The following is a 17,668-nucleotide window of genomic DNA, read 5'->3' as shown; positions in this document are numbered from 1 at the left end:
TCAGGCTTGTTTCTTGCCAGCGCGGCGGATCGCTTCCTGGATCTCGCGCACGCTGTTCTCGATCTCGGCTTCGCTCAACTCGGCGCCGGCCTCGCCACGCGCCTGGATGGTGGAGGCGAAGGAGTCTTCGTCCAGGCCTTCAGTGGAGATGGAGTCCAGGGCTTCCTGTTCCTCGTCACCTTCCCATTCGACAGCCAGGGCGGTGACGTTGTCGCAGCGGGCGCCGCCATTGCGCAGGGCCTGCTCGACCAGCTCGGGCACGGCATCGGAGATGACGCGGGCCGAGAGGCATTGGGCGATGCTGGTGTCGGCCACGGTGCTCCACAGGCCGTCGGAGCACAGCAGGATGCGGTCCCCGGCTTCCAGCGGGATGGGGCCGCAGATGTCCACCATGGGCTTGCCGGGACTGCCCAGGCAAGTGAAGAGCACATTGCGGTTGAAGCGCTCGGCCCCCTGCGCGGCATGGCGGCCAAGGGCTTCCTGCAGCTCACTGTAGGAATGATCGCGGGTGCGGGCCATGAGCTCGCCGTTGCGCAGCATGTAAAGGCGCGAATCGCCACAATGGGCCCAATAGGCCACACCGCGCTGCATGGCGCAGACCACGATGGTGGTGCGCGGCGTGTCCGGCAAGCCCTTTTCCTGGCTGTAGCGCAGCAGTTGCTGGTGGGCGATCTGCACCGCGTCGTCCAGGAACTGGGTGGGATTCTTCAGCACGGGCTGGGCCTCGCGCTGGAACATGCTGGCCACCGTGACCAGGGCCATCTGCGCCGCCACCTCGCCCTCGGGGTGCCCGCCCATGCCGTCAGCCAGCACGAAGAGGCCCGCGTCGCGGGTGTAGCAATAGCCCATGCGGTCTTCGTTCTTCTCGCGACCGCCACGGCGACTCACCTGGTAGACGCCGAACTTCACGCCTTGGCTCCGGTCTTCAGATTCTCCAGCTGAAGCTTGAGACGCTCACTGAAGCTCAGCTTCGTGTAGCGCCGCTCGGTTTCACGAGCCAACTCCTTCTGCAACGCAAAGACGCTTTGCGGGCGGGACAGCGGGTCCAGAGACATGCACCATTCGGTGACTTCGATGAGATTGTCCGAATACACGTTGCGCAGGCGCGAGAGGCTGAGGCTGAGTCGGTCTTTTTCCAGACGCTGGGGAGCGTCGTTGGGCGGATAGCCCTGCATGCAGGCGTAGATGCAGGCGCCAATGGCGTAGATGTCGGTCCAGGGGCCCAGGGACCCATCACGGCGATACATCTCCGGCGCAGCAAAGCCCGGGGTGTACATGGGCCGGATGAAGTTGCCTTCCTTGGACAGCACTTCACGGGCCGCGCCGAAATCCAGCAGCACGGCCTTGTTGTCGTTGGTGATGAAGATGTTCGCCGGCTTGATGTCCAGGTGCAGCATCTTGTGCTGGTGCACGATGCGCAACCCCTTGAGGATCTCGTCAAACAGCGAGCGGATGGTGGATTCGCGGAAGACCTTGTCGCGCTTCAGGTCCCGGGCGGTCACGATGAAGTCCTGCAGGGTGTCCCCTTGCAGGTAGTTCATGACCATGTAGACGGTCTCGTTCTCGCGCAGGAAGTTCAGCACGGAAACGACGCTGGGGTGGGAGATCTGCGCCAGCGAGCGGCCTTCCTCGAAGAAGCTGCGCAGGCCCAGGCGGTACAGAGGCTGCTTCTCCGGCTTGACGCGCGGCGTCAACTCGCCGGGCGAACGCTCGGCCAGGGAGGCAGGCAGATACTCCTTGACGGCAACAAGGTGGTGGTCAGGATCTTCAGCGAGATAGACCACGCCGAAGCCGCCTGCTGCCAGTTTCTTGACGATCTGGTAGCCCCCAACCACGGTTCCCGCGGGCAAAGGCGCCGGTTTCGGCTTTGACATAATCGAGTTTTGCTTGCTCCACCGATAGCTCATGCCAGTTTACAGCATGACGGGTTACGCCAACGCCTGTGCGCAACCCGTCCCACACCCCGAAACCGGCGTCCAATCCGCTGCCAGCGTGAGCGTGGAGGCCCGTTCCGTCAATGGGCGTTTCCTCGATCTCAGCTTCCGCATGCCAGAAGACCTGCGTGGTCTTGAACCCGCATTGCGTGACATCGTCGGGCAACACATCAAGCGCGGCAAGATCGAGATTCGTATCAACACGCAACGAGATGCTGACAGTGCGTGGCCTCACCCCCAGCCCGAGCAGCTCAACCGGCTGGCCCGCCTGGAGGGCACCGTGCAAGCCTGGCTGCCCAAGGCCCAGGGCCTGACGGTGCATGAAGCCCTGCAGTGGTGTCGCGGCGGCACGCCCAGCGAAAAGCTGGACGAAGCGACCGTGGACGCCGCCCGGCGCTGCCTGCAGGGCCTGGTGGAAGCCCGGGAACGCGAAGGCGAGAAGCTTGTGGCCATCCTGATGGAACGCATCGACGTCCTGCGCCAGCTGGCCGACCAGGCAGAGCCACTGGTGCCGGCCGTGGTGCAGCGTCAGCAGCAGCGATTCCTGGAACGCTGGCAGGAAGCCCTGGCCAGCACTGGCGCCGCTCAGACCCTGCCGGAAGAGGCGTTGCGCGAGCGCGCCCTCAACGAAGCCGCTGCCTATGCCATCCGCATCGACGTGGCCGAGGAACTCGCCCGCCTGCGCGCGCACCTGGACGAGATCAGCCGCCTGCTCAAGAAGGGCGGCGAACTGGGCAAGCGCCTGGATTTCCTGATCCAGGAACTGCATCGCGAAGCCAACACCCTTGGCTCCAAGTCCGCCGCACTGGAGCTGACCAACGTCTCGGTGGAGATGAAGGTCGCCATCGAGCAGATGCGCGAGCAGGTGCAGAACATCGAGTGATTGCCCGAGGGTGTCCCGCATGCCGGGACACCCCAGTGGCGATTGAAGCCCCGGAGCGGCGCTCGGCCTCGGTGCCACGTCCTCGCTCGCAGGCTGCGCCAGCATGCCCTGCCCCGGCTGCTTCGCGATGAAGCAGTCCTGCGCCCCAGACGCCCTCGCCCGCCGCCCTTCGTGATGTGCCCGCTGGGCAGGCCAGACCACCACAACGACGCAAGCCCCTGCCCGAGGGCGGTTCGAAATCGCAACCCCCTCCCTTCGAATGCCGGCAGCAGCCGAGCTGCATTTCGCGAGGCGCGCTCCATTGAGCAAGGACGCTGACATTCAGCGTTACTTCATGGCATTTCACCGCGGCGTGAAGAGCTTTCAGTCCCGTCACGCAAGCCTCTGAGCCAGCGCTCCGTGACGCATGAACACACAGCGGCCCTCCCTGCCTGGAGAGGTGTCGCAGCACCAGACTGATTCCTAGACTGGCCTTGCCATATGCAGCGACTGGCGCATGGCTTCAACAGTCATTCATAGGAGAACCGTCTGATGAGCACGACCACCACTGAAATCAGCCAAACCCTGAAGGCATGCCTGAGCGGCCTGGCGCAGGGCGGCTCGGAAGTCGACCTGGTGAACGAGGACACCAACCTCTTCGACGTCGGCATCGACTCGATGAACATGACCGAGCTGGTGCTGCGCATCGAAGAGCGCTTTGGGCTGATGCTGATGCCCGAGGAGCTGTCTGCCGACCTTTTCACCCGCTACAGCCGCCTGGTTGATTTCGTCCAGCGGAAGCTGACCCATGAATGAGATCGGCATCGTCGCTTCCTCGGCCTATGTGCCTGCCGCCAGCCGCAGTCTGGCCCAGCTGCTGGCCGCAAAGCCCCCACGCGCCGCGAGCCGCACGGCTCGCTTCCTTCAGAAATGCTTCGAGGAAAACCTGCGCATGCACGGCATTGCGGGGACGGCGCTCAACGCTGCCCAGGCAGGCCATGACGCGCAGCGCCTGCAGGAGGCAACCGGAATGACCACGGTGGCACAGGAGCAGATCCTCGAGGCCTCAGAAATGCTGCTGCGGGTGACGCGCGAGTTGCTGCAGCCGGCCGAGGGAGCGGCGATGCCGGCAGCGTCGACCTTTCTGGTCTGCCATACCTGCCTGGAGAACGACGTCACCATCTCTGCCGCCTGTCGGCTGCAGTCCGAATTCCGCCAGGGCCGCGTGCCCTTCGCCATCGGGCAGCTCCAGGGCGCGACCTTTCTCATGGCCCTGTCCCTGGCGGCAGATCTCATGGCCACGAGCACGGACGACAGAGTCGTCATCGCCGCGGCTGAACGCTGGTCCTGGCCCTACACGCGGGTGGTGGGTCAGACCACGGTGCTTGGTGACGGTGCCGGCGCTGTGCTGATGGAACGTGGCTGCACGAAGGGCTGGATGCTGCGTGCCATCCGCGTGCAGACACCGCCGCCTGCGGCCGAGGTCTATCGCCACATCGTCCATGGCGCTGCGCTGCCTCTGAATCTGGACGGCCTGTGCGCGTTGATTTCGGACACCCTGCGCGACGCCGGCTGCAGCCCCAGGGACATTGCCATCCTCGTCCCCCACCAGATCAGCCGGCACCTCGCCGACTGCGTGCGCAGACGATGCGGGCTGCAGGCGGCCTGGTGCGGACCGGCCGACATCCTGGACGGTGGCTATCTGTGCGCCGCGGAAATTCCAGTCCGCATGCACAGGCTGCTGCAGCAGGCCGACGCCCACACGGGTGACCACATGCTGCTCTGGGGTGTGGGCTTCGAAGGCGCACTGGCCTGCGCGGTACTCGAATTCGTGGATCAAGGAGTGAGCCATGGGGAGCATTGAGAACCTGCCTGCAATCGGCATCCCGGACCTTGCCTGCTACCTCCCCGAGCGAGTGGTGTGCGTGGAGGAGTGGGGGCGGCGCACGGGGCAGTCCTTGCAACGCATCGAGGCCATGCTGTCCAACGGCGTGCGCTGCTTCCACGACGCAATGTCCCAGTCACCAGTAGACATGGGCATCAAGGCCGTCCGGCTGCTGCTGACCAAGGCCCGGATCGCGCCTCGCAGCGTGGACCTGCTGATCTACACGCACACCGTGCAGAGCAGCATTGCGCCGCCGCCCACCAGCACCGCCGGGCACATCCAGGCGGCCTGCGGGCTGCAGAACGCGCTGAGCTTCTCCATTGCGCAGCAGAACTGCGTGTCCCCGATGCTGGCCGTTCGCATCGTCCGGCAGATGATGGCGCGGCATCGGCATATCCAGCGCGCGCTCGTCGTGTCGGTGGACCTGATGGGCACGGCGGCGGATGGCATTCGCGGCATCCTGGACCTGTCGCTGCACAGTGACGGCTCCTGCGCCTTCCTTGTCGAGCGAGAGGCGCCCCGCAACCAGGTGCTGGGCTACCACTTCTTCACCGACGGGCGTTTCTTCCGCGGCACTGACGAGAACCACGAACTGGTGCCCGACGAGAAGTACCACTGGTCCTGCTTCGCCACCATGCGCTCGGCACTGCAGCAAGCGGGGCTGCGCGCAGAGGACCTCAACCGCATCCTGCCCAACCACGTGAACATGGACGGCTGGCGCCTCGTCCTGTCCATGCTGCGTCTGCCCCTCGAGCGGCTTTACGCCGCCAACTTCAGCCGCCTCGGTCACGTGTTCGGCAGCGACCCCTTCATCAACTTCCTGCACGAGCGCAAGGAGCCCGGCGGCCACTACCTGCTTTTCAGCAGCGGCCTTGCTGGCTGCTTCGGCGCCCTCGTCCTGAAACATTGAGCCCCCGACAGGCCCCCTCATGAACCGCTATACCTACAAGGCCCAGGCAAGCCGCAGGCCCTGGTTCGATGAAGCCCGCGCCTCCCTGTCCCTGAGCGGCCACCTGCTGCTGGGGCAGGTCTCGCTGATGCTGATGCCGGTGATGGACATCTTCGCGGTGGCCTCACTGGGCTCGTCCACGCTGGCAGCGGTAGGCCTGCTCAACAGCTTCAGCGCCTTGCTGCTGCTGTTCTGCTTTGGCGTGATGCAGGCCATGGCACCGCTGGCGGGTAGCGCACTGGCTTCGGCCGACGGTCAGCGGACCGCGCGGCAGATCCTGTCGCAGGGCCTGCTGCTGGCTTCAGCCATGGGCCTGACGGCAGCCATCGCCACCCACTGCTTTGCCTACATGATGCCTCGGCTCGGGCAGGAAGCCGCGGTCGTGCAGGCAGCGCGGCGCTATGCGGATGTGCTGGCGCTCGCCATGCTGCCGGCCGCCTGGCTCACGGCCTGGCGGGTCAGCTACCCCCTGCTGGGGCAGGCACGCCCGTTGGCACTCACCTTGATCGCCTGCACGCTGCTGCATGGAATGGCCAATCAGTGGTTCGTCCATGGCATGGGCAGCCTGGCGGGCCAGGGCATCGCCGGGCTGGGATGGAGCTATGTGCTGAGCTATGGCCTCGCGGCCGTCTGTTTCGCCATCCTGGATCGCAGGGCCGGTGCCAGGCACTGCATCGCGCGAACGGCCCCGTCGGAGAAGCCCCGCGAGCAGGCCTGGATCAGAAGGCTGCTTGCCATCGGGCTGCCCATCGGCGCCGTCATGGCCATCGAGTACACCCTCTTCACGGGCTCCACGCTGCTGATGGGTCGACATGGAGGTCAAGCCCTTGCGGCGCATGCCGTCGCGCTGCAGTGGGTCACCCTGGCCTTCATCGTCCCGCTGGCCATGTCCAACACGATGCTGACGCGGCTCTCGCTGGCCATCGGGAAGATGGACCCCGAGGAAGTCAGACGTGTGGTGTGGGTGTCGTGCAGCATCGCCCTGGGCTTTCACGCAGCCATCGCGGTGGTCTACGCCCTGGCAGCGCTCACCCTGGCGGGCTGGATGCTCCCCGCCAACAGCCAGGACCGCGAAGCCCTGATGGCCCTGACAGCACCTCTGATGCAGCTGGCCGCGCTGCTGCAGGCATTCAATGGCATGGCCGTGGTGTTGGCTGCCGTGCTGCGAGCCTGCCGGGACACCCGCGCCCCGCTGCTGCAGGTGTTTGCTGGCTACTGGATCGCCGGCCTGGGCAGCGCATGGATGCTGGGAACGCTGCTGGGCCCCATCGGCGTCTGGCTGGGCATGTGCCTGGGCTTCGGACTGACCATCGTTCTCCTGCTGCGCCGCGTGCGCCGGCGTCTGCTTCACCTGTCTGACATCTTCCCGCAATCGGAGGTAGCTCATGCGAAATCTCGTTGAACTCATCTGCAACAGTGCCGCGCGCACGCCAAGGGCCGAGGCCCTGGTCGACGGCGATCGCCGTATCGACTACGCCACCTTGCGCAACAGGGTGCTGGCCGCGGCGGCCGGACTCAGGGCTCGTGGGTTGGCGCGCGGTGAACGCGTCGGCCTGCTGCTGGACAAACGCCAGGAGACAGTCGAGGCCATCTTCGCGATTGCCGCTGCCGGCGGCGTCTGTGTGCCCATCAACCCACTTCTCAAGGCAGACCAGGTCTCCCACATCCTGAGCGACAGTGGCGCGCGCGGGCTCATCAGCTCAGCCACAAGGGTGGCCCTGCTCGCGGCCGACGGTCTTCAGCTGCCCGAACTCCGCGAGGTCTTCCTTGTCGACCAGGTACGCAGCACGCCCGTGACGCTGGGGCAGGCCGCCACCGTGCGGTGGTCGGTCCTGCTGGACCACGCCCCCGGCGATCCCGGCGACAGCGGCACGATCGACAGCGACCTCGCCGCCATCCTCTACACCTCCGGTTCCACAGGCATGCCCAAAGGCGTCATGCTGACCCACCACAACCTCCTGGAGGGAGCCTGGAGCGTGGCGCACTACCTCGGCAACAAGCCCGAGGACCGCATTCTGTCGGTGCTGCCGCTGAGCTTTGACGCAGGCCTGAGCCAGCTCACGACTGCCTTCCATGCCGGGGCTGCCGTGGTACTGCTCAACTACATCGCCCCCAACGACGTGGTCCAGCTGTGCGAGCGCGAACGCATCACCGGCATCACCGCCGTGCCGCCGCTCTGGATACAGCTCTGCGGTGCCAACTGGCCCGCGGCAGCGACCCGGCATCTGCGCTACTTCGCCAACACCGGTGGCCGCATGCCACGCCCCGTGCTGGAGCGCCTTCGCTCCCTCTTCCCCCAGGCCAGCCCCTTCCTGATGTACGGCCTGACAGAGGCCTTCCGCTCGACCTACCTGGATCCCAGGGAAGCGGACCGGCGTCCAGACTCCATCGGCAAGGCCGTGCCCAACGCGCGCATCCTCGTGGTCAGGCCGGACGGCAGTCCCTGCGCAGCCAACGAGGTGGGCGAACTGGTGCATGTCGGCGCCTTCGTCACCAAGGGCTATTGGCGCGATCCCGAGCGTACGGCCTTGCGATTCCGTCCCTCGCCAGAGCCCAGACTCTGCCCAGATATGCCGCCTGAAACCGCGGTCTGGTCCGGCGACCTGGTACGCCGCGACGCCGAGGGATTTCTCTATTTCGTCGGGCGCAACGACGGCTTGATCAAGACGTCCGGCTATCGGGTCAGCCCCGAGGAAGTCGAGGAAGCCGTGCTGGCCAGCGGGCTGGTGGGCGAAGTCGTCGCACTGGGCCTGCCGGACGACAGGCTCGGTCAGGTCATCACACTCGTCATGGCCCCCGTCCCCGGCCTCGCCGCGGATCCCGAGGCCATCCTGGCGCATTGCAGGCAAAGACTGCCTCCCTACATGGTCCCGCACAGTGTCCATGTGCGGGACGCCATCACCCGCAACCCCAATGGGAAGTTCGATCGCACAGGTCTGCTGCATGAGTACAGCGGCGGCAAGGAGTCGGCATGAGCATCTTTGAAAGCTTCAACGCACCGGGCGGCATTCTCGAGATCGGCGGGCTGCCACTGCCACGACTGGCAGAACGGGCCGGCCAGACGCCGTTCTTCGTCTACGACCGCAGCAAGCTCAACGAGCGCGTGGGCCTGCTTCGCCAGATGCTGGCACCGGAACTGCGGATCCACTACTCGATCAAGGCCAACCCCATGCCCGCCCTGGTGCAGCACATGGCGTCCCTGGTCGACGGCTTCGATGTGGCCTCTGCAGGCGAGATGCGCATGGCCCTGGATGCTGGCATGCAGGCCAGACATGTGTCGATGGCCGGCCCGGGCAAGTCCGACCATGACCTGCGCAGCGCCGTGGGCGCCGGCGTGACAGTCACGCTCGAATCAGCTCACCAGCTCGAAGCGGTGGAGCGCATCGGCCGTGACCTGGGCGTGCGGCCGCGCGTCGGCCTGCGCATCAACCCCGACTTCCAGCCCCGCAGCAGCGGCATGCGCATGGGCGGTGGTCCCCGCCAGTTCGGCGTCGATGTCGAGCAGGCACCGAGCCTGCTGAAGATCATTGCTGAACGCGACCTCGACTTCGTGGGCTTCCACGTGTTCTGGGGATCCCAGTGCCTGGACCCCGAAACCGTGATCGCTGCACAGCGTCATGTGGCTGAACTGGTGATCCGCCTGGCCGACTTCGCCAGGAATGGCCTGGAGTTCGTCAACATGGGTGGCGGATTCGGCATCCCCTACTTCGACAACGAGCGTCCGCTCGACGTCGGCGCCGTGGGCGCAGCCATGCAGGAATGGCTGACACCGCTGCGTCGGCGCCTGCCAGGCACGCGCCTGGTGCTGGAGTTCGGCCGCTATCTGGTGGGAGAGGCCGGACTCTATGTGTGCCGGGTGCTGGACAAGAAAGTCTCCCGTGGCGAGACCTTCCTGATCACCGACGGGGGCTTGCACCACCAACTGGCTGCATCCGGCAACTTCGGACAAGTCCTGCGGCGCAACTATCCCGTGGCCATTGGCAACAGGATGGGCTCAGGGCGTGCTGAGACCTGCCATGTCGTCGGCTGCCTGTGCACGCCGCTGGACCGGCTGGCCGACAACGTGGTCCTGCCGGCGGCTGAGATCGGCGATCTGTTTGTCGTGGCCCAGTCCGGTGCATACGGCCGCAGCGCCAGCCCCAGCGCCTTTCTGAGCCATCCCCTGCCGGTCGAGATGCTGGTGTAGACCCCGACGAGGAGCTGACATGCCGATTCAAACCGAGACCCAGGCGGCCGAGCAGGCCGGTCCTATCTTCTCTTTGCACATCAGCGACGACCAGCGCCAGATGCTGGAACCTGTGCGCCGCTTTGCACGCGAACGTCTGCAACCGCTGCTGAACGAGGCGGCCACTGACTCAAGACGTCAGGCAACCATGCACACGGTCAGCCAGCTCGGGCTGGGCGGCGCGATGATGTCCGAGCGACAAGGCGGCTTGGGCATCCAGGCCTTTGAGCTGTGCCTCCTTCTTGAAGAGCTGGCAAACGGCCCCCTGGGCCTCGCGGCAGAGCTGACGGTGTCCCTGCCAGCGCTGGCGGTCAGCCGCGATCACGAATGGATGAACCGCTTGCTGCCTCCGGACACCGAAGCCCTGCTCGGCGGGCAGCAGTCCTTGCCGCTGGCAGTGGCAGCGCCAGAACAGCGGCCCACCTTCGCTTTGCTGCCCAGGCAGTCGAGCGGCCTGCTGCTGCTGGCTCCCGACACGGCGGACCGCTGGCGCCTGCGCTGGCTGGATCCCGAGGCCATGCAGGAGCTGCTGACCAAGCCGGCAGCCGACTCAGCGACCGAGGGGCTCCGCCTGGTGCAACTGCCACCCGCTGCCGACATTCACGGCACCGGCTTCAGCACCGCACTGCCCGCCGGAGCCTGGCGCCCCGTTGTTGTCTGGCAGGGTCTGTGGCTCGCGAGACTTCTCGCGGGAGCCGCCCGCGCAGCCACCGCCTTTGCCTTCAGCTATGCACAGACCCGCACGGCCTTCCAGCGGCCCATCATCCATCACCAGGCCGTCTCGCTGAAGCTGGCTGACATGGCCATCGCCACCGACGGCCTTCGCTTGCAGGTCTGGGACGTCGCCACACGGCTGAGCTCGCATTCCCTGCCAAAGGGGCACTTCGCCGCGATGGCCAGACAGGTCGTCAGCGCCAGCCTGGAGATCCACCGCCATGCGGTGCAGGTCTGCGGCGGACACGGCTATGTGGAGGGATTCCCGCCCTCGCGCCGCTTCCAGGACGCACGGGTCCTGGGCCTGATGCTGCTGGAGCTCGCCCAGACCGCTGCGCAGGAGGAACTGCACTCTGATCCGGCCACAGAGGCCGCAGCCCATGCATGCAAGGACGGCTTGTGAACGGGCCCGCGCGCTTCTTCCTGCGCAGCCCAGGTCCGAACGACCTGTGCCAGGTGCGGGACTGGATGGAGGATCCGTCCGTCCATGGCTGGTTCGACTTCGGCCAGGGGCGCCAGCAGGTCAGCACGGTCGCCCTGTCCATGATGGCCCGCAGCCCTCAGTACTGCATGAAGGTCTTTGGCGAGCTGGGGGCGGACGCCCCCATGGGCATCGTGGTGCTGAGCGAAGTACTCCATCCCTTCGGCACTGCGCACTTCTGGGTGGTGCGGGATCGCAGTCGGTCGTCCTACCCGGGCCTCACGGCGGACGCCACCCGGGCATTGATGCATGAAGGCTTCAGCCGGCTGGGACGCAGTTCCATCAACGCCTGGGTGGTTGAAACCAACGAGCGCTCGCTGCGCCTCCTGCAAGGCGTTGGATTCCAGATCTACGGCATCCAGCAGGCCTGCCACCGGATGGGCGATCGCCTACTGGGCCGTGTGCACCTGGAGCTGCTGCCCGACCGCTTTTACAGACAGGCATAGAGAGCCGCCAGCAGGAGCTTCTCGTGCATTCGAAGGAGTTGTGATGAGTGAGATGTGGCGATGCACCGTGACAGGCAGCAGCCTGTGCCTTCCCCATACCCGGTCGTGGTTCCAGGGCCTTCGGGCACAACAGCGCACGCCCAGCAGCCTGTACCTGACCGAGCCCGGCAGCGAGTACAACCTGCCCTTCGGCCGCTGGGGCGATCCGCCCTTGCCCCCAATCGAGGCCATGCACACCACGGCCCCCATCCTGCTGCACATGGCCGAACCCGGCGTCAGTGCGTCGGACCTCGCCCTGATCGCTGCGCGCGCCGCGCTCAGTGAAACAAGGGCTGCCGGCCGCGACAAGCGCGGCGGGGTCGACATCCTCATCTACTGCCACACATCCGCCAACGAAGACATCGCCGACGCGATCGGCGGACGCCTGCAGTACGAGCTGGGACTCACCACGCCCTTGGTGTTCTGCCTCTCCCAAAACCTCTGCAGCGCCATGATGGCCTTGCGACTGGCCAACGCACTGCTTCAGGAGGAGCCGACCCTGGAGCGCGCCCTGATCGTGGCCTCGGAAAAGTGGATCTATCCCTTTGTTCGCAGCTTTGGCCAGGCGGCCGTCTTCGAGGATGGCGCGGCCGCCGTGCTGGTCGAACGGGCCGGCCGGCCGGGCTGGCAACTGGGTGAGATCTACCACGTCAATGCGCCAGAGGCCCCCTCACCCTTCGAGAGCACGGTCCCCGCCATGCTGCGCCTCATGAGCGAACAGGCGCCCAAAGCCATACGCAGCCTGCTCGAAGCTGAAGGCGTGGCCCCGGCCGACCTCAGCTTTGCAAGCTTGCCGTGCCTTGATGGTGCCCTGTGCGCCCAAGTGCTTAGAGACGCCGGCCTCGGTCACCTGCGCCTGATGCAGGACAGCGATAGGCGCGGGCACCTGGCATCGGCGGAAGCGTTGGCGAATCTGCACCAGGTCCGGCGCGGTGGGTCGACACACCGGGGCCAGATCGGCTTGCTCTGGGGTGTGGGCCTGCAGGGCGAGGCGGCCTGTTGCCTGCTTGGCCCCGCCCAGATCGAGAAGGAGGACCCACAATGAGCGCGCCGCGAAGCAGCTTCGGCATCGAGGCCGCCAGCCACTACCTGCCGCCCCGAGTCTCCTTGCAGGAGTGGGCCAGAGTGCACCAGGTCCCTGACGAAACCCTGCAAGTGCTGCACGACAACGGCATGCGCTACTTCCACCAGGCCGGCGACGCAACCGTAGAACAGATGGCCATATCGGCGCTGCGCAGCTTGCGTGAGCGTCACGACTTCGACCCGGCGTCCGTGGACCTGTTGATTTACGTCCACTCCCTGCCGACCAGCGCCCCCGCGGCCCCTTGCAGCCTGCCGGCGAAGCTGGCGGCGACCTTCGGGCTGAGCCAAGCCCGCAGCTTCGCCATGGCCGGACAGAACTGTGCCGGCCTCCTGGCCGCCCTGCGCATCATGCGCAGCCTGTTCATTGCTGACCCAAAGGTAAACAAGGTGCTGCTGGTCAGCGCTGATCGGGCGTGTGGCGAGCGTTATCGCGATGTGGGCACCTTCTCCTTCGAGAGCGACGGCGCCTGCGCGCTGCTGCTGTCCCGCCACCATCCTTTCAACAGGGCGATGGCTTTTGCCGGGCACGTCAACGGGAGGCATCACGGCGGCTTCAGGCGCCCGCAGGCACGCATTCACGAGTACCGTGCGATGTACGGCCTGGTGGCCCACCGCCTGATCAGCCGCACCGCACAGGCCTGTCAGCTGATGCTGGATGACTTTCGGCACCTCCTGCCCATCAACCTGGACCGGCATGTGTTCGAACGCCTGGCGATCAACCTGCACATGCCACCCGACTGGGTGTTCACTGCCAATATCGCCGAGCATGGGCACGTCATGTGTTGCGACGTGGTCGTCAACCTGCTGGATCTCTGGGATCGCCATGCCCTGGACACCAGAGAGAACCTGCTCTTCTTCATGTCCGGCAACAACGGGTCCTTTGCCACTATGGCACTTGGCAACTGTCAATCATTCCAAGGAGGTCAACCCCAGGCCTGTTGAATGCCAGTGTTAGCCTCAGTGCACTGTGAGCTGACACGCCGCGCATAGAGATCCTGCTTGACGGCTTGGACATGGAGGGCAAGGACTGACAAGGCCCCAATGGCCATCGATGTGCAACTCACCGGAGGGCCTGCGAGCTGATGCGGGAATCGTCGAAAGAACGATCCAGCGGCTCGCGATGTTGTGGGAGCTTCTGATGCGCGAATTCATCGAAGAATCTGGCCAGGCCAGTGATCTGGCCGACCTCGTCGAATCCTTCGAGCGAGCGATCCGCCGCTTGAACTTTGAGCACTATTCCTTCAGCTACTGTGTAGCAAAGCCCAACTCTGGTGCAGCATCGCAGCCTGAGCATCGCGTCCTCGCATTGAACTACCCGAGCCATTGGGTGGAGCACTACCGGGACCAAGACTACTTCCGCAGGGACCCGGTCATCCGGCATGCCCGCGCCACCGTCGCACCCTACCAGTGGACGGAGCTGCCGGTTCAATGCGACCGAGAGCTCCTTGTCCTGCAAGAAGCCAGCGATGCCGGCCTGCGCGAAGGCCTTGCCATTCCGATTCATGAACCTTGGGGCCGCGTCTTTCTGGCGACCTTGGCCACAAAGCAGGCCCAGACATCGCAAAGGGCGGCAGATGCACAAGTGCAGATCCAGGCCCATGTGCTGGCCGTCATCTTCCATTCACGCTATTCGGCACTTTGCGGCGCGCAAGCCCAAGACCCCCTGATCGGTCTGACGCCGCGCGAGAGCGAATGCCTAGGCTGGGTAGCGCAAGGCAAGTCGTCGTGGGACATTGGCCAGCTGATGGCGGTGTCCGAGCACACGGTCAATTTCCATCTCAAGAATGCCATGCGCAAGTTCGATACCGCCAGCCGGGTAACGGCAGCGGTGCGGGCCGCCAGCCTGGGCCTGATCGAGCTGCCCTGATCGCTGCCGGCACCGCCCTTTCGAGCTGACCGGGCGCCCCCGCCGCCTCATTCCCCTTGCCCTTGCACCCTCGGTCGAGCAAGCGATCGCGCTCGGGCCAGGCCGAGCTTGGCCGCGATAGGCCAGGGCGCTTTCCATGCCAGCCCCTTTCCGCCCTCAGCCACCTTTGCCCGAGCAGTCCCGGCCAGGCAATCCTTGAGCTGTCATGCAAGCGGCCCAGTCGCGTCATCGCAAGCCCTGCGCCGCATGGCCTGCTTGCACCGGCCTGGGCCAGGCGCGGACTCGCTCTCGTGGCAGCTACGCACGATCAAGCTATCTGCCTGGGTAGGTGACTGCGGGAAGCGGCTTTTTCTAGCATCCCCGCATACCTATGGGAGCCCTCCATGATTGAAGTCCATCAGGCCTTGCCCGCCGATTCCCCCGTGGCGCAGGATCTCTACCACTTCCGCTACCGAGTCTTCGTGAAGCATGCTGGCTGGAATCTGCCCTGCCAGCAGCAGCAGGAGCGGGACCAGTTCGACACCGACCGCGCCGTCCACCTGGTGAGCCGCGCGGCCAATGGGCGCATCGCGGGCCTGCTGCGGCTGCTCCCCACGACAGCGCCCTACATGATTGAAAGCCTCTGGGCCGATCTGCTGGGCCCCTACGCTGCGCCTCGGTCTCCAGAAATCTGGGAGGTCACGCGACTCGGCACCGATCCGGACCTGGCACATCGCGAGCGCGGCCAGACCGTCGCTGAACTCGTCACGGCCTGTCTGGAATACGGCCTGGACCAGGGCATCCGGCAAATGCTGGCCGTGATGACGGAGGAACACGCCCGCAAGGTCGTGCTGGGCCTGGGCTGGTCCTACGAGCGATGCGGACCCGTGCGCACGCTTGGGGACATGCCCGTCATCGCCCTTCGCCTCTTGCTCAGCGAAGGCGCACTCAGCAAGGTGCGTCAGCGCACGCGCCTGTGCCATCGCCTGTGCCAACAGATGCCCTCGTCGCGAAACCCGTTCGCCCCCGCCCTGCCCGCCTGAGAAAGGACCCTCGCCATGAATCTGAGTACCGACATGCAGCAGGACATGCTGCGCCAACGCCTTCAATCCCTCGGCCTGCCTGCGCAGACCCTTTGCACTGCCATGAAGCAGCATGCCGCGCGCACTGACGAGACCGGCGACATCCCTTCCAGTTTCTGGGAGCAGGTCAACGTCCGGGCGCTCAATCTGAACCTCGTGCCGCCTGAGCATGGCGGCGATGAAGGCCTGTGGCCGCTCATGCAGCGCGTGCTGCTGATGGAGCAGCTGGGCTATGCCGACCCTGCCCTGGCGCTGGCACTCCCGGGTCCTGGCCTGGCCACGCCCCCACTGCTGGCACTTGCCTCAAAGGAGCAGCAGCGTGCCCTGTTCGGTCGCTTCCAGAGTGATGCCCCCGTCTGGGGCGGATTTGCCATTACGGAGCCCGATGTCGGCTCAGACGCGACCGCCCTTCGCACCAGCGCCAGAGAATGCAGCGATGGCTACGTGCTGAACGGCACCAAGTGCTTCATTACCAATGGGGCGCGCGCCGACTTCGTCGTCACCTTCGCCACTGTGGACAAGGGCCGGGGGCGCTTCGGCGTGCGGGCTTTTGCTGTCGATCGCCGCACCCCCGGCTTCCAGGTCGTGCGTCTCGAAAAGATGCTGGGCCTTCGAGGGAGCCAGTTGGCGGTGTTGTCGTACGCCGACTGCCTCATTCCCAAGGAGAACTTGCTGCAGCGCGGGGATGAGAGCCGGCTTCATGATGCCTTCTCAGGCGCCCAAAGCTCCTGGGACTATTTCCGCCCGGTGCTGTCCTCGGTGATCGTTGGCAGTTGCGCGCGTGTGCGGGATGAACTGGCAGAGTATCTCGAGGCGGCCAGCCCAAAAGCCGTTCGCTGGCGGCGTCTCCACGTCGCCGACATGCTGAGCAGCATCAGCGGCAAGATCAGCGCGGCAAGGCTGCTATGCCACAAGGCAGCCTGGCGCTACGAGCAGGGTCTGCCTGTGTCCAAGGACTCGTCCATGGCCAAGGCCTACGCCTCCCGCATCGCCATGGAAATCGCAGAGGCCATTCTCCAGACCGTTGGGCTGGAAGGACTGCATGATCGCCCCGTGTTCGAGCGTTTCTACCGGGATGCCAAGGCCTACGACATCCTTGAAGGCACAGGTGACATGCAGCGCCTGATGGTCACGCGGCTTCATCAGCGTCAGGGCGTCGAAGACGGTCTGCTGGTGTGAGCAGCGCCATCGGCCTCAGGCACAGCGGCCGGCGCAGGCCGCCGGGCTGCTGCTCAAGCCTTGGGTTGCCTGCGCAGGGCCAAGGAGGGATCGCTCGCCCGCGGCAGCCCGGCTCCCAGGCGCAGCTCTGAGTCGAGGACAAGGCGGCTGCGCAAGCCCGCCTGCAGCAGATCCAGATGCCGCTGGTTCTCCACGATGTGAGCCAGCATTACTTTGCGTACCTGGTCGGCGTCGGCCTTGCGGATCGCGGCCAGTATCCTGCGATGGGCCAGCCAGGCGGCCTCACCCAGGCGTTGGTGCTCGTCCTGGGTGGCATGCAGGGAAGACACCACCATCGTTTCCAGCATGCGATTGATCAGCCGGCACTGGAATCGCAGGAAGGGGTTGGGGCAAGCTTCCGCCAGGATGTCATGGAAGTGCAGGTCCTCCACCCGCTGCATGGCCGCCGGGTGGGTGTTTTCCTGGCTCGGATTGGAGATTTCGATGCTGCGCTCCAGCGCTTCCAGATCGGCCTCGCTCAGGTGCGGTACCGCTAGCGCAGCCATCTCAGGCTCCAGTATGCGGCGCAGGGCGTAGATGTCGCCGATGGTGATGTCCTGGAAGAACAGGTAGTTCTGCAGGAACTGGAAGGTACGATCCAGTGTGACACGCTCGATCGTGGCACCACCTGCAGGCCCGGTACTGAGGCTGATCAAGCCCTGAACCTCCAAGGCCTTCAGGGCTTCCCGCATCGTGCCCCGGCTCACACCGAACATCTCCTGCAACTCGGCTTCTTTGGGGAGCTTTTCGCCTGGGTTCAAGTTCCGGCCGGTAATCCAGCGCTTGATTTCCTCAACGACCAAGTCCCCTCTCTTGAGGCCGCGCTGCGCAACCTGTTTCTTCGTCACCGCCGCTCCCGGCTGTTCTGGCTGCGGGCGATGATACCGTAGCACCTACCTGCGCC

At 65.5% G+C, this 17,668-nt stretch carries 17 protein-coding genes; 14 read left to right on the top strand and 3 right to left on the bottom strand.

Translation table 11 applies throughout. The features are described from left to right. Together ACS5PK_RS06680 and ACS5PK_RS06675 are read right to left on the bottom strand one after the other, a co-directional pair. Entirely contained in the window at window positions 1-909 is a 909-nt protein-coding gene (locus ACS5PK_RS06680) for a PP2C family protein-serine/threonine phosphatase (RefSeq protein WP_439439450.1), read from the bottom strand. Beyond that, on the bottom strand, window positions 906-1,874 hold the full coding sequence (locus ACS5PK_RS06675; RefSeq protein ID WP_183102784.1) for a serine/threonine protein kinase: 969 nt from the start codon (window positions 1,872-1,874) through the stop codon (window positions 906-908). The genes ACS5PK_RS06680 and ACS5PK_RS06675 overlap by 4 nt, the downstream gene beginning before the upstream one ends. A gap of 31 nt (window positions 1,875-1,905) precedes the next feature. Between ACS5PK_RS06675 and ACS5PK_RS06670 the strand changes: the two genes are divergently transcribed. The 14 genes from ACS5PK_RS06670 (at window position 1,906) to ACS5PK_RS06605 (ending at window position 16,725) form a co-directional block, all read left to right on the top strand. Beyond that, window positions 1,906-2,817: a YicC/YloC family endoribonuclease gene (locus tag ACS5PK_RS06670; protein WP_439439449.1), complete on the top strand. Its 912-nt coding sequence runs from the start codon at window positions 1,906-1,908 to the stop codon at window positions 2,815-2,817. Window positions 2,818-3,348: 531 nt separating this feature from the next. After that, complete coding sequence (locus tag ACS5PK_RS06665) at window positions 3,349-3,612, top strand: acyl carrier protein (protein ID WP_269629515.1); 264 nt, start codon at window positions 3,349-3,351, stop codon at window positions 3,610-3,612. After that, window positions 3,605-4,660: a 3-oxoacyl-[acyl-carrier-protein] synthase III C-terminal domain-containing protein gene (locus tag ACS5PK_RS06660; protein WP_439439448.1), complete on the top strand. Its 1,056-nt coding sequence runs from the start codon at window positions 3,605-3,607 to the stop codon at window positions 4,658-4,660. The genes ACS5PK_RS06665 and ACS5PK_RS06660 overlap by 8 nt, the downstream gene beginning before the upstream one ends. Then, window positions 4,647-5,591, top strand: a complete 945-nt coding sequence (locus tag ACS5PK_RS06655) for a 3-oxoacyl-ACP synthase (protein ID WP_439439447.1) — start codon at window positions 4,647-4,649, stop codon at window positions 5,589-5,591. The genes ACS5PK_RS06660 and ACS5PK_RS06655 overlap by 14 nt, the downstream gene beginning before the upstream one ends. A gap of 19 nt (window positions 5,592-5,610) precedes the next feature. Continuing rightward, window positions 5,611-7,032: an MATE family efflux transporter gene (locus ACS5PK_RS06650; protein ID WP_439439446.1), complete on the top strand. Its 1,422-nt coding sequence runs from the start codon at window positions 5,611-5,613 to the stop codon at window positions 7,030-7,032. Continuing rightward, the gene (locus ACS5PK_RS06645) at window positions 7,016-8,605 is read left to right on the top strand and encodes an acyl-CoA ligase (AMP-forming), exosortase A system-associated (protein ID WP_439439445.1); all 1,590 of its coding nucleotides are present in this window, start codon (window positions 7,016-7,018) and stop codon (window positions 8,603-8,605) included. The genes ACS5PK_RS06650 and ACS5PK_RS06645 overlap by 17 nt, the downstream gene beginning before the upstream one ends. Then, window positions 8,602-9,816, top strand: a complete 1,215-nt coding sequence (locus tag ACS5PK_RS06640) for a pyridoxal-dependent decarboxylase, exosortase A system-associated (protein WP_439439444.1) — start codon at window positions 8,602-8,604, stop codon at window positions 9,814-9,816. Before ACS5PK_RS06645 ends, ACS5PK_RS06640 begins: the two co-directional genes overlap by 4 nt. Window positions 9,817-9,835: 19 nt before the next feature. Beyond that, on the top strand, window positions 9,836-10,972 hold the full coding sequence (locus ACS5PK_RS06635) for an acyl-CoA dehydrogenase family protein (RefSeq protein WP_439439443.1): 1,137 nt from the start codon (window positions 9,836-9,838) through the stop codon (window positions 10,970-10,972). Further along, the gene (locus ACS5PK_RS06630; RefSeq protein ID WP_439439442.1) at window positions 10,954-11,496 is read left to right on the top strand and encodes a GNAT family N-acetyltransferase; all 543 of its coding nucleotides are present in this window, start codon (window positions 10,954-10,956) and stop codon (window positions 11,494-11,496) included. The genes ACS5PK_RS06635 and ACS5PK_RS06630 overlap by 19 nt, the downstream gene beginning before the upstream one ends. A 43-nt stretch (window positions 11,497-11,539) precedes the next feature. Beyond that, entirely contained in the window at window positions 11,540-12,580 is a 1,041-nt protein-coding gene (locus tag ACS5PK_RS06625) for a hypothetical protein (RefSeq protein WP_439439441.1), read from the top strand. Window positions 12,581-12,690: 110 nt separating this feature from the next. Next, complete coding sequence (locus ACS5PK_RS06620; protein WP_439439440.1) at window positions 12,691-13,560, top strand: hypothetical protein; 870 nt, start codon at window positions 12,691-12,693, stop codon at window positions 13,558-13,560. Window positions 13,561-13,756: 196 nt separating this feature from the next. Then, window positions 13,757-14,485, top strand: coding sequence for a LuxR family transcriptional regulator (locus tag ACS5PK_RS06615; protein WP_439439439.1), 729 nt, complete (start codon window positions 13,757-13,759; stop codon window positions 14,483-14,485). A gap of 383 nt (window positions 14,486-14,868) precedes the next feature. Beyond that, window positions 14,869-15,507 carry an acyl-homoserine-lactone synthase gene (locus ACS5PK_RS06610; protein ID WP_439439438.1) on the top strand — a complete coding sequence of 213 codons (639 nt, stop codon included), beginning with the start codon at window positions 14,869-14,871 and terminating at the stop codon, window positions 15,505-15,507. A 15-nt stretch (window positions 15,508-15,522) separates the two neighbouring features. Next, window positions 15,523-16,725: an acyl-CoA dehydrogenase family protein gene (locus ACS5PK_RS06605; protein ID WP_439439437.1), complete on the top strand. Its 1,203-nt coding sequence runs from the start codon at window positions 15,523-15,525 to the stop codon at window positions 16,723-16,725. A gap of 53 nt (window positions 16,726-16,778) precedes the next feature. Here the strand turns inward: ACS5PK_RS06605 and ACS5PK_RS06600 are convergent, their stop codons facing one another. Then, a complete protein-coding gene (locus tag ACS5PK_RS06600) occupies window positions 16,779-17,612 on the bottom strand; it encodes a FadR/GntR family transcriptional regulator (protein ID WP_439439436.1) in 834 nt (277 codons plus the stop codon). Window positions 17,613-17,668 lie beyond the last annotated feature (56 nt).

Source organism: Roseateles sp. DB2 (assembly GCF_051857535.1).
In the GTDB taxonomy this organism is placed as follows: Bacteria; Pseudomonadota; Gammaproteobacteria; order Burkholderiales; family Burkholderiaceae_C; genus Roseateles_B.
This window is presented reverse-complemented; position numbering and strand designations above follow the sequence as displayed.

Excerpts from the sequence above, each read along its gene's own strand:
- ACS5PK_RS06675 (WP_183102784.1), bottom strand. The coding sequence starts at position 1,874 with ATGTCAAAGCCGAAACCGGCGCCTTTGCCCGCGGGAACCGTGGTTGGG.
- ACS5PK_RS06670 (WP_439439449.1), top strand. The coding sequence starts at position 1,906 with ATGCCAGTTTACAGCATGACGGGTTACGCCAACGCCTGTGCGCAACCC.
- ACS5PK_RS06665 (WP_269629515.1), top strand. The coding sequence starts at position 3,349 with ATGAGCACGACCACCACTGAAATCAGCCAAACCCTGAAGGCATGCCTG.
- ACS5PK_RS06660 (WP_439439448.1), top strand. The coding sequence starts at position 3,605 with ATGAATGAGATCGGCATCGTCGCTTCCTCGGCCTATGTGCCTGCCGCC.
- ACS5PK_RS06655 (WP_439439447.1), top strand. The coding sequence starts at position 4,647 with ATGGGGAGCATTGAGAACCTGCCTGCAATCGGCATCCCGGACCTTGCC.
- ACS5PK_RS06650 (WP_439439446.1), top strand. The coding sequence starts at position 5,611 with ATGAACCGCTATACCTACAAGGCCCAGGCAAGCCGCAGGCCCTGGTTC.
- ACS5PK_RS06645 (WP_439439445.1), top strand. The coding sequence starts at position 7,016 with ATGCGAAATCTCGTTGAACTCATCTGCAACAGTGCCGCGCGCACGCCA.
- ACS5PK_RS06640 (WP_439439444.1), top strand. The coding sequence starts at position 8,602 with ATGAGCATCTTTGAAAGCTTCAACGCACCGGGCGGCATTCTCGAGATC.
- ACS5PK_RS06635 (WP_439439443.1), top strand. The coding sequence starts at position 9,836 with ATGCCGATTCAAACCGAGACCCAGGCGGCCGAGCAGGCCGGTCCTATC.
- ACS5PK_RS06630 (WP_439439442.1), top strand. The coding sequence starts at position 10,954 with ATGCAAGGACGGCTTGTGAACGGGCCCGCGCGCTTCTTCCTGCGCAGC.
- ACS5PK_RS06625 (WP_439439441.1), top strand. The coding sequence starts at position 11,540 with ATGAGTGAGATGTGGCGATGCACCGTGACAGGCAGCAGCCTGTGCCTT.
- ACS5PK_RS06615 (WP_439439439.1), top strand. The coding sequence starts at position 13,757 with ATGCGCGAATTCATCGAAGAATCTGGCCAGGCCAGTGATCTGGCCGAC.
- ACS5PK_RS06610 (WP_439439438.1), top strand. The coding sequence starts at position 14,869 with ATGATTGAAGTCCATCAGGCCTTGCCCGCCGATTCCCCCGTGGCGCAG.
- ACS5PK_RS06605 (WP_439439437.1), top strand. The coding sequence starts at position 15,523 with ATGAATCTGAGTACCGACATGCAGCAGGACATGCTGCGCCAACGCCTT.